General features: G+C 47.3%; 11 protein-coding genes. All 11 read left to right on the forward strand.

The genetic code is table 11. The features are described 5' to 3' along the window. Nucleotides 1–486: 486 nt before the first annotated feature. The 11 genes from JFT56_RS03355 (at nucleotide 487) to JFT56_RS03405 (ending at nucleotide 16,290) form a co-directional block, all read left to right on the forward strand. Nucleotides 487–1,344 carry a MipA/OmpV family protein gene (locus tag JFT56_RS03355; protein WP_198782304.1) on the forward strand — a complete coding sequence of 286 codons (858 nt, stop codon included), beginning with the start codon at nucleotides 487–489 and terminating at the stop codon, nucleotides 1,342–1,344. Continuing rightward, a complete protein-coding gene (locus JFT56_RS03360; RefSeq protein WP_198782305.1) occupies nucleotides 1,338–1,706 on the forward strand; it encodes a DUF3019 domain-containing protein in 369 nt (122 codons plus the stop codon). Before JFT56_RS03355 ends, JFT56_RS03360 begins: the two co-directional genes overlap by 7 nt. Then, a complete protein-coding gene (locus JFT56_RS03365) occupies nucleotides 1,706–2,401 on the forward strand; it encodes a response regulator transcription factor (protein WP_198782306.1) in 696 nt (231 codons plus the stop codon). Before JFT56_RS03360 ends, JFT56_RS03365 begins: the two co-directional genes overlap by 1 nt. After that, on the forward strand, nucleotides 2,398–3,651 hold the full coding sequence (locus JFT56_RS03370; RefSeq protein WP_198782307.1) for a sensor histidine kinase: 1,254 nt from the start codon (nucleotides 2,398–2,400) through the stop codon (nucleotides 3,649–3,651). The genes JFT56_RS03365 and JFT56_RS03370 overlap by 4 nt, the downstream gene beginning before the upstream one ends. A 101-nt stretch (nucleotides 3,652–3,752) precedes the next feature. Then, nucleotides 3,753–4,535, forward strand: coding sequence for a substrate-binding periplasmic protein (locus JFT56_RS03375; RefSeq protein ID WP_198782308.1), 783 nt, complete (start codon nucleotides 3,753–3,755; stop codon nucleotides 4,533–4,535). A 170-nt stretch (nucleotides 4,536–4,705) separates the two neighbouring features. Beyond that, nucleotides 4,706–6,643, forward strand: coding sequence for a methyl-accepting chemotaxis protein (locus tag JFT56_RS03380; RefSeq protein WP_198782309.1), 1,938 nt, complete (start codon nucleotides 4,706–4,708; stop codon nucleotides 6,641–6,643). 167 nt (nucleotides 6,644–6,810) lie between these two features. Next, the gene (locus JFT56_RS03385) at nucleotides 6,811–7,917 is read left to right on the forward strand and encodes an ABC transporter substrate-binding protein (RefSeq protein ID WP_198782310.1); all 1,107 of its coding nucleotides are present in this window, start codon (nucleotides 6,811–6,813) and stop codon (nucleotides 7,915–7,917) included. 375 nt (nucleotides 7,918–8,292) lie between these two features. Then, a complete protein-coding gene (locus JFT56_RS03390) occupies nucleotides 8,293–11,118 on the forward strand; it encodes a cation-translocating P-type ATPase (RefSeq protein ID WP_198782311.1) in 2,826 nt (941 codons plus the stop codon). Between the two features lie 480 nt (nucleotides 11,119–11,598). Then, on the forward strand, nucleotides 11,599–12,807 hold the full coding sequence (locus JFT56_RS03395; RefSeq protein ID WP_198782312.1) for an efflux RND transporter periplasmic adaptor subunit: 1,209 nt from the start codon (nucleotides 11,599–11,601) through the stop codon (nucleotides 12,805–12,807). Nucleotides 12,808–12,809: 2 nt separating this feature from the next. After that, nucleotides 12,810–14,849, forward strand: a complete 2,040-nt coding sequence (locus JFT56_RS03400) for a MacB family efflux pump subunit (protein ID WP_198782313.1) — start codon at nucleotides 12,810–12,812, stop codon at nucleotides 14,847–14,849. A gap of 7 nt (nucleotides 14,850–14,856) precedes the next feature. Further along, complete coding sequence (locus JFT56_RS03405; protein ID WP_198782314.1) at nucleotides 14,857–16,290, forward strand: efflux transporter outer membrane subunit; 1,434 nt, start codon at nucleotides 14,857–14,859, stop codon at nucleotides 16,288–16,290. The last annotated feature ends 142 nt before the right edge of the window (nucleotides 16,291–16,432 follow it).

Consider the following 16,432-nt stretch of genomic DNA (forward strand, 5'->3'; position numbering starts at 1 on the left):
TGTGGAGACTGACCTGTTTGACCTCGACTCTGATAAGCAACAACATTAGGCTCACTTAAGTCTGTAACTTTTTATATTACAGTCATTTGCTCCATTTTCTTGCGGGCACATATAGATGCTCGTAACCAAATCCTAACATTTGAAACATATCGATAACTGTACGAAATTGTACCAAGGGCCGTTTCAGTGCTTGGCGATTGGGTCGTTGGGGCCGATTTTAGTGATAGGGTTTGAACTGAAACGACCTTGAAATTGGCGTGTGGTATGGACTGATTAAAAGGGCACAGAATTTCGATGTGAGTCTGGGCCAATTAGAATTGACTGCTGCAATTTTGACCATCAATGAGCATGGCTAGGGCTATACTCAATCCATATAAAAGAGGGAGATAGGACTGTTTGTACAAAAGTGTAACGGCTAAGGTTGTTGTATAGTAAAAAATGTAACCAGTTGGTAAAGTGCGAGGGGTTTTTTTATAAGGTACTCTAATGCGTGAACTAAGCATGACTTATTGGCGACGACTATTGTCCGCCTTGATGTTGAGTTTTCCTTTGCTAAGCACGCCAACAATAGCGACTGCCGATACGCCGAGCGCCACCGCTGGCAATATGTCTGTGGGCATAGGGCTTGGGCGTTACAGCTCGCCACTCTTTGGCGGCAACGATTTACCTATCTATTTATTACCCCGTTGGTCCTATTACCATGATCGCTTTTATATTGAAGACCTAGATCTCGGTTTTAATTTGATTGAGACACCGTCATTCTCCTGGGATATCACCACTAAACAAAGTTTCGATGGCCTGTTATTTCGTCAAGATGAAATGCAAGACTCGCTGTTATCGGGTATTGCGGCGAGTAATATCTTAATTGTTGCACCCACGGGTGGATCCCTGCGGGATTTACTGCACCCTACTGAACGTCATCTAAGTTACCTTGGTGGCAGTTCTATCTTTTGGCGTTTGGGGGAGTGGCAATTGAAGAGCGCCCTCCACGGTGATATCAGCAATGTTCACTATGGCAGCGAATGGAACAATGAGCTGCGTTATTTAACCCAAGTGTCCAAGTTGGAGATAGCGACGACCCTAGGTGCGCGCTGGCTCGACAGCGATTACAGTAATTATTATTTTGGTTTGGGAAAGGCCGATACCCGCAAAATTGCCTTAAATTCCCCCGGTGCACAGTGGTTACCGTCTCTTAAATTGGAGTTGAGTTGGTCGATTGCGGTCGATCTTAGGGTTATTGGCAGTTGGCGCCGCGAATGGTTAGCCGATGAGTTTAAGAAAAGCTATCTCTTTGATACTAACACTCAAGATATCTGGTTTATCGGGGTGATGAAAACATGGTGAAATGGGCGGTTATCTTAAATCTATGGTGGCTTAGCAGTGCTGTTAATGCTGAGCCCGTGATGTTTGAGATTTTACCTAAGGTCTGTATCGCACCCGCCGATGAAGTGTGCGAGATGACGCTCACCATACGTTGGCATTTCGATAGCCCCGCCTGCCTTGTTAGCGCAAACGCCCCCGATGCGCATTTACTCTGTGCCCAGGAGATGGAGTTGTTTAGCCTCAAGGTGCAGATGGAAGAAGGGATGGAGTTCTTGCTGCTCGATGCTGGTAGCACCCACATTCTAGCGCGGCAAAAGATAGAGTTAATGCGCAAAGAGTCTCCGCCACTGCAACAACGTCGCCTCAGTTGGAGTTTATTCTAATGTCAGCCCATATTTTATTGCTCGAAGATGACATGGAGCTTACCCGTCTTATCAAACTATGTTTAGAAAACGAAGGTTACTTAGTGACTTGTTGTGCTAATGCCAATCGTGCTGAATTTGTTTTGAAGCAAAAACAGGTGGATTTAATGCTCTGCGATGTAATGCTGCCGGGGCGAAGTGGCTTCGATCTTGTGAGCGATATCCGTGCGCAAACCCAGTGCCCGATTATATTTATGACGGCGAAAACGGCGATTCAGCACCAACTCTATGGCCTATCATTAGGCGCACAGGACTATTTACTCAAGCCAGTCGATCCCAGATTGTTACTGGCTAAAATCAAAGTCTTTTTAGCTAAAACAGCCCCGCAAGCCCCCGTACCCACTAAGTTAGAGCGCTTTAATTTATCGCTAGACAGTGAAACTAGGCAGGCGGAAATTGCCGGGCAAAAGTTAGACCTCACTACGGCTGAATTTCAATTGCTCGAGGCATTGCTTGAGCAATTTGGTTCAGTGGTCAGTCGTGAATGGTTATTTCAGCGCCATTTAGGGCGCAGCTATGACGGCATTGCACGCACTATGGATGGCCGCGCCTCACGGCTGCGGAAAAAACTGCAATCCCTCGACAGCAAATGGAATGTGCTGACCTCATGGGGTGATGGTTATTACCTTTCCTACGGCGAGTTGGATAAACAATGAGTCCGCTGCTGCGTTTTAACGGCGGTTTAATAGTCACAGTGTTGCTCTTGGCCCTGAGTCTGGGGCAAGTGTATCGTTGGTACGGTAAGGAAGATGCTCCTGTGATCGATGCGGAGTTTGTGCTGCAGACGGTCGAGCAATTGCAATCGAGTAGCCAACCCTTAGAGTGCCGTATCAGTGCCCAGAATGATTGTAGTGATGCGCTTTTTGTTGAATATCCAGCGGGTTATTGGGGGGGATACATAGGGGATAATCAAGAGGGGGCCGACCAGAACAGTGTCAGCACTAACAGTATTGGGAACTTCAGCGCTGAGGTTTTTGCGATGCACGACAGTCAGCAAAGATTGATGCTCTGTCGTAGCGCCTATGGTGGCAAGATCCTCTGCATCAATAAATTGCAGCCACCGGATAGGTTCGGACAGGGGTTAGATCTCGCCTATGTATTTTATTTATTGTTATTTTTATTGATATTTTTACTGAGCCGTAATTTGTTCCGTGATATTGAAATTCTCCGCCGCTCGGCGATCTCTGAAATTAAATTTGGTAAGTTTCCCGCATTCTCTTTAAGCCCTAAATCCTATTTGGCGCCATTGGCGCAGTCGCTGCGAAATATGACAGCTAATATCGAGCAGTTAAATCAATTTCAGGCCGAGGTAGCTGAAACTGTCTGTCACGATATTAAAACACCGCTGGCACGGATTAAGTTTTTAAGTCATCTGATGACGGCAGACAATATAGTGGCTAGCCGCGAACAGCTTAATAATAATATCAGCGATATCGAAGATAATATTTATGACTATTTATCCTTGGCCGAGAATGAGTATTGCGAAGTTGGCAACGAGAAATCCACCTTAGAATTAGGCCAGTTTATTCGTGACCAAATTGCCCTAGTGCCAAGTGATAATGATATTGAGATTAGGCTGGATACTTCCGAGGTGATTGAGTTTAGCTGTTACCCTAATTTAATGAAGCGTTTGGTGAATAATCTCTTAGCCAATGCACTACGCTACGCCACATCGACGGTTAGCATCAGTTGTTATTGCCATGGTAAGGGCGTGAGTATCGACGTTGAGGACGATGGCCCGGGCTGGGGAGCCGAAGAGATACAAGCGCAATTAGTGCTTAAACATCATAAATTGGGCCTATCGATAGTGAGGCGGGTGGTGGCGAAACACCAAGGGCAAATGTATTTAGGTCAGTCTGCGCTGGGCGGCGCAAAGGTGACCATTTGCTTGCCAGATAACGTCTAAGGGAGAGCTTAACCTCAGTGGTATTGCTTGTTGGGGGCATTTGGGGAAATCAAGTTTTCATCATGTAACTTATTAATAAAGATAATAAAAGGATGAGTTAAATGAATGGTATCTCTTTGGCTATTCCTAGTTCATGGCGTTATATTTCGCTAGTGCTACTGAGTAATTTGGCCTTTGCTGCGGATAAACCACCGAGTGTAAGCATGTCGGTCAGTGACACTATTGCGCCCTATTTCCTCGATGAACGCCATGGGCTCCAATATGAATTGGTGCAAAATATTCTGCATCGTGCTGGGCTTAGGTTAGATCGATTAGTGCTTGCCCCGAACTTTCGCTCGCTGCGGCTATTATCACAGGCTGAAGTCGATTGTTTTATCAATGCCCAGAGCGGCTTAAATGGAATGCATTACAGCCAGCCGTACCACAGTTTTCACAATGTGGTCGCCGTTCGTGCCGATTCAGGCCTTAATATTGATAGCGTGGCCGATCTTAATGGCCTAAGCGTGGCGGGGTTTCAAGATGCAAAGCAATTTTTAGGGGCCGATTTTTTACATTTTGCCCAAGACAATCCCCGCTATGTGGAAGTGCCTAATCAGCTTAATCAAGTCAATATGTTACTGCGTGGTAGGGTCGACGCTATTGTGATTGAAGAAGGGATACTCTCTTGGTATTGGAATGAAATTGCCAAAAAATCCTTGCAGGAGTCACCTCAATTTACCATTTTCCCGATTTTTCCCCTTTATGATCTGCGAATTGCCTGTTTGGATCCTAAGCTTACTGAGAGTCTCAATCAGGGGATTAGCTTGATGCGGGCATCGGCTGAGGATAGTGCGATCACAGAGGCGTTTTGGCGGCAACATCAAATAGCATTAGGCCAGAATTGAGCCGCTTTATAGCTAAGATGAACACTTGTGGAATAAGTGCTTAACGATATTTCAAGTTTTAATTTATTAATATCAAAGATGCTGAAATAACGCTTTTAAACCATTTTTAAAATCACTTTTTTAAAAACTCTGATGTACTCATAACAAACTAAAATCTAATTGGAGTGAACATGTTTAATTTTAATAAGTTAACAATAAAGGCCGTGGTCGCAGTCGGTATGGCTGGCGCACTCTTCTTGTCTATGTTGTTTTCAACGCTGATTTATATTAGCCAATTTTCCAACATGTTTTATCACTCGACCGAAACCAGCTTATTACCCGCCCAGCTCGGTAAGGCGACAGCGGAAATTAATACGGAGCTCACTCAGTATTTGACTATGTCGGAGGACTTGGCCCGCAACACTTTTATGCGCCAATGGCAAAGTAGTGGTGAAAGTGAGGCGACCCGTGGCGATATTATCAATTATTTAAAAAGCTTTATGAATCAAGAGGGCGTGATAGCCGCATTTTGGATTTCGGTCCCTACGGGTATCTACTACACCAACGAGGGGGTGCTCAAAACCCTTTCGCGCCAGAATGATCGTGACCGTTGGTTTTACGATTATTTGAGTCGTAATCCCGACCGTGAACCTTCACTCGATACCGATGACAGCCTAGGTAAATTAACTGTCTTTATTAATGTCTCGGTTCGGGACTCCAGCGGCAATATTATGGCGGTCGCAGGTATTGGAGTCGATGCCACTAAGATATCTGACATAGTGAATCAGGCGAATATGGGGCAATCGGGCTATATGTTTATGCTCGATGCCGAAGGTAAGTTTGCCGCCCATAAGAACAAGTCCTTACTCGACCAAAACATGGCAACTATGGCCGATTATCGGCCCATACAGGCAATGCTGGATACCCGCCAGGGTGGGAAAATTGCATCGACTGAGTTTCAGGGGGAAGCGATTTATCTGGGCATAGCGACCCTAACGGCAATGAATTGGACCTTAGTCGGCGTGATGCCTAAAGCGGAGATCAGTAGCCAAATTAATGATGTGATTAGCCTATCTGTGGGGATTAGTATAGTTATTGCCTTGTTATTTATCGGTTTATCCTTCTTGCTGGCGGGCAATGTCAGTAAAAATATTTTGGCGGTAAGCGAGAGTTTACTCGCTATGTCCAAGGATGGCGGGAATTTAAATCGCCGCCTAGATGACAGTTATGACAATGAAGTGGGCCAATTAGCCAAGGGATTTAATGCCATTATGGGGAAAATTGGCACCTTAGTGCAGGAGATTAAACACGGTGAGCAGGCCATTAATCAAAGTGTTGGTTTACTGAGTAGTTTCTCCCAGCAAACGGTCGAGCACGCCAGTTCCCAACGCGCCCAAACCGAGCAGGTCGCCACAGCGATCAATGAAATGGGGCAAACGATTGCCGAGGTTTCATCGGTTGCCCATCGCATCGCCACAGATACCGAATCCGCCTTGAAAGATGTGTACTCCACCAGTGAGGTGATGATCAATCTGGCGGGCACTATGGAGTCATTATCTACCTCGATGAATCATACCCAAACGAAAGTGCAGGACTTAGCCGCCCAGGCCGAAACCATTAATTCAGTGGTCGAGGTGATTAGCAGCATTTCTGAGCAAACCAATCTGTTGGCATTAAATGCAGCAATAGAAGCTGCTAGAGCTGGCGAAATGGGCCGCGGTTTTGCCGTTGTGGCGGACGAAGTGAGAACCTTGGCGAGCCGCACTCAATCCTCGACATTAGAAATCCGTGGGCAAATTGAGCAGTTGCAGCACGCGGTTGGCTTTACACGGCAAAATATCGCAGAAGCGGCCAAGCAAAGCACCGCTTTGGCCCATGATGCGATAACCGCCACAGAGTCATTAAAATTAGTGAAAGACAAGTTTGACGATATTAATCGGGGCAATCATCAAGTGGCCGCCGCAACGGAGGAGCAAGCCAGTGTGGTCGACCATATTAACGAATCCGCCCATGTGATTGCCGACACTGCCGAAAATATTAATGACAGTGCGCTTAAATGTTTCGAGGAGATAAATCATCTCCACGGGCAGGCAGAGCGGATGTCGAAATTAGTGAAGCAGTTTGAATAATTCATCAAGGCCAAGGCGTGATGCTGTTTAATCTAAGTAAAGGCTCTATGTTTGAAGTTAATTTCGAAATATGAGCCAAAATAATTAAGCCGTTAATGAGGTTTTTAGCGGCTTAAGTTTCACTCTTAGCTTAAAACCATAAGAAAATTAATAAAAGGAAATGATTAATGATTTTGAGATTAATCCTGTGTTTAATTAGTTTTTCTGTGTGGGCGGATGAAGAGCCTAGCAAGCCTAACTTGTTGATAGATGAGATACCTAGCAAGATTAACTTGTTAGCATGGGAGGGGTATGTTTCTCAAGTAGATGTGGAGAACATCAATACTCTGTTGAAAAATCAGGGATATAACTATCAGGTTGAACTTTATCCGCAGAATGCAGAAAACGCTGAGCAAGTTTATTACCTGTTCCGTTTGCGTGAAGTCGATATTGGCTTTATAACTCTGTCTTTTTTTAACGGTCATGGGTTGAATTTCTTCAAGCTGCTACAGCCGAACAATATTGATTCTCCGAGACTGACGCATTACCAAAATTTAGTTAAACGTTTTGTTGAGGCTCCCGATGGCATACTAAATGAACAAAGGTACTATGTCCCTTTTGGTCTTGGGATCTATGGTTTTTACTTAAACAGAACTCATTATCCGGATTTGATTTCACCCACCTCAGTTTCAGATCTTTTTACTGAGAGCTATCGAGGCTTGTTTAGTCTTTGCATTTCCCAACCTATTTACAACTTAGCGGTAGTTTTAAAATCTTTGAAATATCCACCATCAATTTTAGAAGACATGATAAAGAATGGTGAAAGGTCAGAATTTATAAAATTAATGAATAAAGATAGTGTTATATCCAATAAGCTTCAAAGCCTTTACCGCCAAGCGGGTGAGTTTTGGTATGAGTCACCTAATTTACGACAACAAAAAATCGCAATTGTTAGTAGCTGGGGGCCCGAGATAGGGATATCTAGAAAAGCTGGCATACAATGGGAAAAGATTAATTTTATTGAGGGCGATATGGCTTGGTTGGATACCTTAGCGATTTCGGGTTCAATTAAAGGGAGAAAGCTTGAAGCGTCTGAGATTGTTATTAATTATTTTATTTCGAGTGATTATCAAAATAAATTGCTTAATGACTTAAATATTTATCCTGTGATTTACGATGAAGAACATAACTTGGATACAGTGATGTTGCCATCTTCATCATTATTGATTAATAACATGGTTGATTCTTTATCAACCCACGCACTAGCTGAACTTAATGAGCATAAAACTAATTAACCAAAGCATAGTTTGAGGTTAACTGTTACGCCATTTTAGCTTGAGTGTCTATTTTAACTTTCAAACTCAAGCGCTAGTGGTTGGCGAGCCCTGTTTCACCTGCTTTGATGCAACACAAGTGATTGTCGCGAGCATGAATTAAGAAATTAATTTAGTTCATAATTTTAAAGTTAATATTGTGGTTTTTACCCCTCTAAAAATGGGAATCATGGGGTTACTGAACTAGAATTGCTTGTGTATCACGACAGGCTCAGCATGGTGATGGCTGATACTTTTGATGATATAGGTCAGTTCGTGTGTTTATCGTGAGTGATATGAGCGCAACTTGACCGCGGTTCCTCCCCTAAGCGCTAAAAACGACACAGGTTCTAGGCCATGAACTTGAAAAATGCGGTGAATAAACCTCCCAAATCCACTTCTCAATCTGCTGCCCAATCTAAGCGCGCGTCCGCATCCCAGGAGGCAAATGTGCCGCGCACTGTCACCGCTCCCTGGCAACAGATGCCAGCTAATCTATTTTTACAATTGAATACGGGTGAACAGGGGCTTTCGACGGCGCAGGCGACTGAGTATTTAAGTTTAGAGGGGGCGAATAGCTTACAGGAAGCGGCTGGCACTAATGTCGTTAAGCTTGCTGCCGCACAGTTTAAAAGTGTCATTATTTGGGTGTTACTGGGCGCCGCGGGAATTTCGGCAGTCTTGGGAGACACGATCGATTTTGTGGTCATAGTCGCTATTGTGATGCTCAATGGGATTATCGGGTTTTATCAGGAATTTAAAGCCGAAAAAGCCATTGCGGCACTTAAAAACATGACCGCACCACAGGCGAAAGTAAAGCGCGATAATCGGGTGATTATTGTACCAGCAGCCAATATAGTGGTCGGTGATATCCTTGTGTTGGAGACCGGCGATCTGGTTGCCGCCGATGCGCGCTTATTGCAGTCAGCCTCCCTCAAAATGACTGAAGCCGCCTTAACCGGCGAATCAGAACCTGTTGATAAACAAGCCCATAAACTGTTATCCGCCAATACTCCGCTCTGTGACCGTGATAATATGGTGTTTGCGGGGACCTGCGCCGCCGCAGGCACTGCCACAGCGCTGGTGGTTGCCACGGCCATGAACACTGAGCTTGGGAAGATTGCGCGTCTGATCACCGACGCCAGCCACAGTGAAAGCACGCCTTTACAACAAAAACTGAATGCCTTTGGGCGCATATTGGTGTGGTTTTCGCTGGCGATAGTGATGCTGTTGTTTATGTTGGGTTGGTGGCGTGGTAGTGCGCCACTCGAGCTGGTGATGTCTGCCGTCAGCCTTGCCGTTGCCGCCGTTCCCGAAGGGTTGCCCGCTATAGTGACGGTTGCGTTGGCGATGGGAGTGATGCGCATGTCCCGGCGCAATGCACTGATCCGTAAATTGCCAGCGGTAGAAACCTTAGGTTCCACTTCGGTTATCTGTACCGATAAAACCGGCACATTAACTGTGGGCGAAATGACGGTGCGTGCTTTATATGTTGGCGAACAAGCTTTTACTGTCACAGGTGAAGGTTATGCTCCCCATGGGGATATTTTATTTAACAATCAGACTGTGAATAGGCCAGATTTTACTGGTTTACAAGAACTTGCAATGCTTTTAATCGGCTGTAATAACGCGCATTTGGTGGAGGATAATGGCCAATGGCGAGTGATCGGTAATCCCACCGAAGGCGCATTACTGGCGGTGGCACACAAAGTCTTTCGCGGACAAGCGGGCAGTGAATTAACACATTTTGCGCAGCGATTCCCTATAGAGTATGAAATTCCCTTTGATTCAGATCGTAAGCGAAGCTGCGTTATTCGTAGGCTCGAAGATGGCACTCTGCGTGCGATGATCAATGGTGCGCCGGATATGTTGCTGCAGATCTGCAATCGGGTTTATACCGCCAATGGCGAGCAGCCACTCACAGAGGCCGACCGGGCACGGATCCATCAACAAAATACCCTCTTGGGACAGCAGGCACTAAGGGTGCTGGGCTCTGCCTATCTCGACCTTGGGCAAACCTTACCCACAGATCTCAGCCCTGCGGCTATAGAACAGAATTTGGTCTTTGTCGGTTTGAGTGGCATGGTCGATCCCCCTCGCGCAGAGGCTAAAGCCGCAGTGGCTAAGTGTGTTGCCGCGGGGATCCGAGCCGTTATGGTCACTGGCGATCACCCGCAAACGGCGCTGGCTATCGCCCGGGATCTTGGCATTGCCAAAGAGACGGACACTGTGGTGACTGGGGCTGAATTAGATAACATCAGTGAAGCAGAATTAGTACAACGTGCGTCAACTATCGCCGTTTATGCCCGGGTGACTGCCGCGCACAAGTTGCGCATAGTCCATGCGTGGAAAGCCAATGGTGCTGTAGTGGCAATGACGGGGGATGGTGTTAACGACGCGCCTGCCATTGAAGGTGCCGATATCGGTATTGCTATGGGGCGCTCCGGTACCGAAGTGACCAAGCAAGCAGCCGATATGATCATCATCGACGATAATTTTGCCACCATAGTTGCGGCAGTTGAGGAAGGGCGCGGAATTTTCGCCAATATCCGTAAAACCCTGCAATATTTGTTGGCGGGGAATACCAGTGAGCTCCTATTGATGACACTGTGTGTCTTTATCGGCTTACCCGTGCCGCTCTTACCGATACATTTACTTTGGATTAACCTCGTTACCGACGGATTTCCCGCGCTCTGCCTAGCCACAGATGCCATTGATCCCGATGTGATGCAGCAACGCCCGCGCACCCGTGATGAACCCATTGCTGCGAATCATTTTTTGGGCACTATGTTTCTGACTGGGCTACTTACCGCGGGAGTCGTTTTTGCCATTTATTTTTATAGCTTGCAAACCGGGAGTGTAGAGCTTGCGCGTACCAACGCCTTTACAACCTTAGTGTTTGCCGAACTACTGCGCGCCTTTGGTGCCCGCAGCGAAACTAAGGCGCTATGGCGGATCCCCCTACGGACAAATCTCTCTTTGGTCGTTGCGGTATGTTTAATCATTGGGTTACAAGTATGGGCCCATCAGAATGCCACTCTGGGTTTATTTTTAAAAATCACATTTTTATCGTTAGAGGAATGCCTGCTATTGCTAATGTTCAGCGCCATCCCCTTGTTGGTATTGGAATGGGTAAAATTAAGGCAAAAGCACGCACAAAAAACTGCCGCCATCACAGGCTAAATCAGTGGGGCATACAAAAGTAATAGTGGGTTTTGGTTACGTCGTATTAGGCATAAAATTTATGCCTTTTTGATTATTATGAAAGATTTAGGATGATCAGATTACTCACTCTGATAAGCATGAAAATCATCGATTATCAGTTGCTTAGGGGAGATTGTATATCCCAGAGATTCAAGTGTCGATGATTCGCTATTTTTTAAAAAGCACGAAGCTACTAATCAAAGTATTTAATCTCGCTATTGTGGCAAGGGAGATCCAAGAGGGGAATGACTGTTGATCCCCTCTGCTCGGGTATGGGGAATCCCACTCAGCTGTGCTTGGCTGGTAAATTTCTACACGGATATTTGCAAATCTTTACCTATTTACGACACTTCCTTCGTCTACTGCCGTGAGCTAACTCTATATACTGTCGAGACAATTTTCGTACTCTTGCAAGATCAATGCTTGCTGTTTTTAGTATCGATGGACACGACAATACCCATGAAAAAATCCTCAAAGCGTAAACTGCTGCTCGCATTGAGCGGCCTTATCCTCCTCTGTTGTGGTGCATTTTTCCTCTGGTATACGCCCGAGCCTGCACCTGTCTATGTGACTGAGCCCGTACACCGTGGTGATATTGAAAACTCAGTGTTAGCCAATGGCATGTTACAGGCGTCCAAGTTGGTGAATGTGGGTGCTCAGGTGTCGGGGCAGATCCAAAGTTTGCCACTGGCATTGGGGGATGAGGTGAAGAAAGGCGATTTGATCGCTCAAATTGATAGCCTTGCCCAACAGAATAATTTAAAAGAAGCGCTCGCCTCCTTGAAGAGCATTAATGCCCAGTATCGTGCCAAACAGGCGCAGATCCATCAGGCTGAGCTTGAATTTATTCGTCAGCAAGAAATGCTTGCCGACAGGGCGAGCTCCCGTGCCGACTATGAGGCTGCCGAAGCGAATTTAACTGTCTATCGAGCCGAGCTTGAGCAATTAGAGGCGCAAAAACAACAGGCTGAAATTAATGTCGACAGTGCCAGAATCGACTTGGGCTATACCAAGATCACCGCACCTATGGATGGCACTGTCGTCTACTCCGCAGTCGAAGTGGGCCAAACCGTTAACGCCAACCAAACGACACCGACCATAGTCGAAATGGCGCAGCTCGATACTATGACGGTCAAAGCGCAGATTTCAGAGGCGGATGTTGTCAATGTTCAGCCCGGACAGGCGGTGTATTTCACCATTCTAGGGAAACCTAACCATCCCTACCGTGGCATTTTAAGGGCGATAGAACCCGGTCCGACCTCAATGGATGGCGATGATAGTAATATGAGTTCGAGCGACTCGGATGCTATTTACTACCATGGTCTGTTCGATGTGGAAAACCCCGATAGAACATTGCGTATCGGTATGACGGCGCAGATCTCTATCGTATTAGCTAAGGCCGATAATGCGTTGCTGGTGCCCTCACAGGTCCTTCGTATTAAGCCAAACGCGCAAGCGCTTAACAAGTCTAACGCCGGCAGCGGCCCACAGTATCAAGTGCCTGTGCTAGTGGATAATCGCGTGGAATATGTGGATGTGACGGTTGGGATCAACAATAAAATCAATGCCGAAATTATCACTGGCTTAAAAGAGGGCGATCTTGTCGTTATCGGCATGCCATCTACTGGTAGCAGCCAAACCCGCCGCCCACCTAGCGTGAGGTTTTAACAGTGACAAGGGCATTACTTGAGATTTCAGGTTGTTACCGCACCTTCCAGGCGGGTGAGCAGCAACTCACAGTGTTAAAAGATGTGCATTTGTCGATTGAGCGTGGCGAGATGGTGGCCATAGTGGGCGCCTCAGGTTCGGGTAAATCGACCCTAATGAATATTCTTGGCTGTTTGGATAAACCATCCAAGGGGGCGTATTTTATCGATGGTCAAGACACCTCAAAAATGGATGTCGATGAGCTTGCGCAGCTGCGCCGTGAACACTTTGGTTTTATTTTTCAGCGTTATCATTTGCTTGGCGATCTTAATGCCATAGGTAACGTCGAAGTGCCCGCCGTGTATGCGGGTAAGGATCGCGTCATTCGCAAAGACAGGGCCGAGCGGTTATTAACGCGTTTAGGCCTTGGTGACAGGCTCGACCATAAACCCAATCAGCTTAGCGGTGGCCAGCAGCAGCGGGTCAGTGTGGCGCGTGCCTTGATGAATGGTGGCGATGTGATCCTCGCCGACGAGCCTACAGGCGCGCTGGATAGCCACAGTGGCGAAGAGATGATGCGGTTATTGCAGGAGCTGCACAGTGATGGCCATACCATCATCATTGTGACCCACGATATGCATGTGGCCCAATATGCCGACCGTATTATTGAGATTAAAGACGGCGAGATTATCAGCGATGAGCGTCATCTAGACAAAAAGCATTCCGCTGGCGCTGAACCTCATGCGGCTACAGCTACACCTACACCTATAGCCGGACCTACTGCCGCAAATTCTGCGCTTAACGTCAGCATAAATGCTGAGCTCAAAAGTGATCGCCGTGCCCGTGTGGCCTCCTGGGATAGGTATATCGAGGCGCTTAAAATGGCCTTGCTAGCTATGTCGACCCATAGGCTGCGCACTTTCCTCACTATGCTTGGGATTATTATCGGCATAGCTTCAGTGGTTTCAGTGGTGGCCCTAGGTGAAGGTTCGCAGCAGGAAATCCTTAAAAGCATTAGTTCGATGGGCACTAATACTATCGATATTCGCCCCGGCTCTGGCTTTGGCGATCGGCGCTCGGCCAAGGTGCGGACCTTAACGGCGAATGATGCCAACGCCCTTAAAAATCTACCCTATGTCGATAGCGTGACCCCAAGTATTGGGTCCAGCGTCACGATACGTTATGGCAATAAAGCCGTCACTTCATCTGTTACTGGGGTGGGGCCAGAATACTTTCGGGTACGTGGCTATGAGTTAGCCCAAGGGCAGTTTTGGGATGATGCCAGCGTTGCATCACTCGCCCAAGATGCAGTGATCGACGATAACACCCGTAAAGAGCTATTCCCAAACAGTGTTGGCGCGAATCAATCGGCGATAGGCCAAGTGATTTTCCTTGGGGATTTACCCGTGCGTATTATCGGCGTGACTCAGCCCAAAGAAAGCGCCTTTGGGAATAGCGATGCGCTCAATGTGTGGGTGCCTTATACGACGGTGTCTGGGCGTATGGTGGGTAAAAACTATTTGGATGGGATTACAGTGCGGCTCGATGAAACTGTGCCGAGTAATGCGGCGGAGCAGGGGATTATTGCCCTGCTTAAAATGCGCCACGGCACGCAGGATTTTTTCACTATCAATACCGATACCATTAGGCAAAATATCGAAAAAACCACTGCGACTATGACCTTACTGATCTCGGCGATAGCGGTGATCTCTTTGATTGTGGGCGGTATAGGTGTGATGAACATTATGCTGGTTTCAGTGACCGAGCGGACCCGCGAAATTGGGGTGCGCATGGCGGTGGGGGCGCGCCAGAGTGATATTTTGCGCCAGTTCCTTATCGAGGCGGTACTCGTCTGTCTCTGTGGTGGCGCGCTGGGTATCGCCTTGGCCTATTTGATTGGTGTGGTGTTTGCTCAAACCGGGGGAAGCTTCCAAATGATCTACTCCACCACCTCCATCGTTGCCGCCTTTGCCTGTTCGACCTTAATTGGTGTGCTGTTTGGTTTCTTACCCGCCCGCAATGCGGCGCGTTTAGATCCCGTTGATGCATTAGCCAGAGAGTAATAACACCATGAAATCTAAAATTTTTAATCGACACTTTTCACTTCATCACAGTGCTATTGCCCTAGGCCCTGTATTGGGCACGGCATTAGGAATCGCCCTGCTCGGTGGTTGTGGCAGTATTATGCGCTCGGACTTTGAACCGCCCGCGCTGGCCATTCCTGCCCATTGGCCAAACATCACAGTGAACGAGCAAGTGCAACTCGACCCCTGGTGGCAGCAGTTTCATCAAGCTGAACTGGATAAGTTAGTTATCCAAGTATTGAGCACTAACAATGACTTAACCTTAGCAACTTTAACATTGCGTAAAGCCCGCCTACAGGCAGGGTTGGCGCAGGATGACTTGTACCCGCAGTTATCGGCAAATTTGGGGGCCTCCCGTAATCAACTGCTCGAGAGTGGCGATGGGACTCAGAGTTATCAAGCCAACTTGTCCGTCAGCTATGAGGTGGATCTGTGGGGGAAAGTGTCGGCCAATATAGATCAAGCCCAATGGGCGGCACTGGCGAGCGCCGAAGATAGGGAAAGTACGACCCAAAGCCTAGTCGCGACAACGGCATCCCTCTATTGGCAAATTGGTTATTTACATCAACGGATTGAGTTAAGCGAGAAAAGCATCGAATACAGCCGGCAGACGCTCGCCTTAACCCAAAGGCAGTATGATTCCGGCGCCGTGACACAGGTTAATGTGCTTGAATCACAGCGCAACCTGGCGGGACAGGAAGCGGCCCATAGCCAGCTAGTGCAGCAATTAACCGTGGCTGAAAATGCCCTCGCTATCTTGTTAAATCGCGCGCCGGGGGAAACCTTGGTCGAGATAAAGCGCCTCCCCGAGGTGGCAGTGCCCGAGGTGGCCGTAGGGGTTCCTGCTGATTTATTAGTAAGGCGCCCCGATGTGAAGGCGGCTTTATATCAATTGCGTTCGGCGCTTGCCGGTAAAGATGCGACCTATGCGAGCTACTTTCCTACCTTAAGTTTAACGGCGGGTGTCGGTGAGTCGACCTCGGAGTTAAAGGAGCTATTGCGCAACCCCGTTGGCAGTTTAGGCGCGGGGCTAGTCTTGCCATTTTTGCAGTGGAATCAAATGCAAATTAATAACGACATTGCCGATATCGATTATCAAACCGCGGTAGTGAATTATCGTAAGACCCTCTATTCCGCCTTTGAGGATGTCGATAATGCGATTTCGGCTAAGCAGCAATATCGTTATCAAGGGGATAAGTTGGCGCAGCAATTTAGTGCGGCGGCGGCCGTTGAAGCTATTTACGAGAGCCAATATCGCAACGGTGCTATCGGTATTCAAAATTGGATTGATGCCCAGGAGAATCGCCGCAGCGCCGAGGCCGCCTTGCTCGAGAATCGTTACAATCAACTCACCGCCCAAGCAACCTTGTATCAAGCCCTTGGGGGCAGTGATATCGCCCCGCTTTTGGCCAAGGAATAGCAGCGCTTTAGTAAAGGAATAGCCGCACGTTAGAAAAACAGTGCGCACAGAAAAACAAAAACCGCTATTAATAGCGGTTTTTGTTTGTGCATCGCTCGGGATTCGTTCTGAGCCAGTGCTTTACATCCTGTGCTTTACACCT

Origin of the sequence: Shewanella putrefaciens, assembly GCF_016406305.1 — a bacterium.
GTDB classification, from domain to species: domain Bacteria; phylum Pseudomonadota; class Gammaproteobacteria; order Enterobacterales; family Shewanellaceae; genus Shewanella; species Shewanella putrefaciens_C.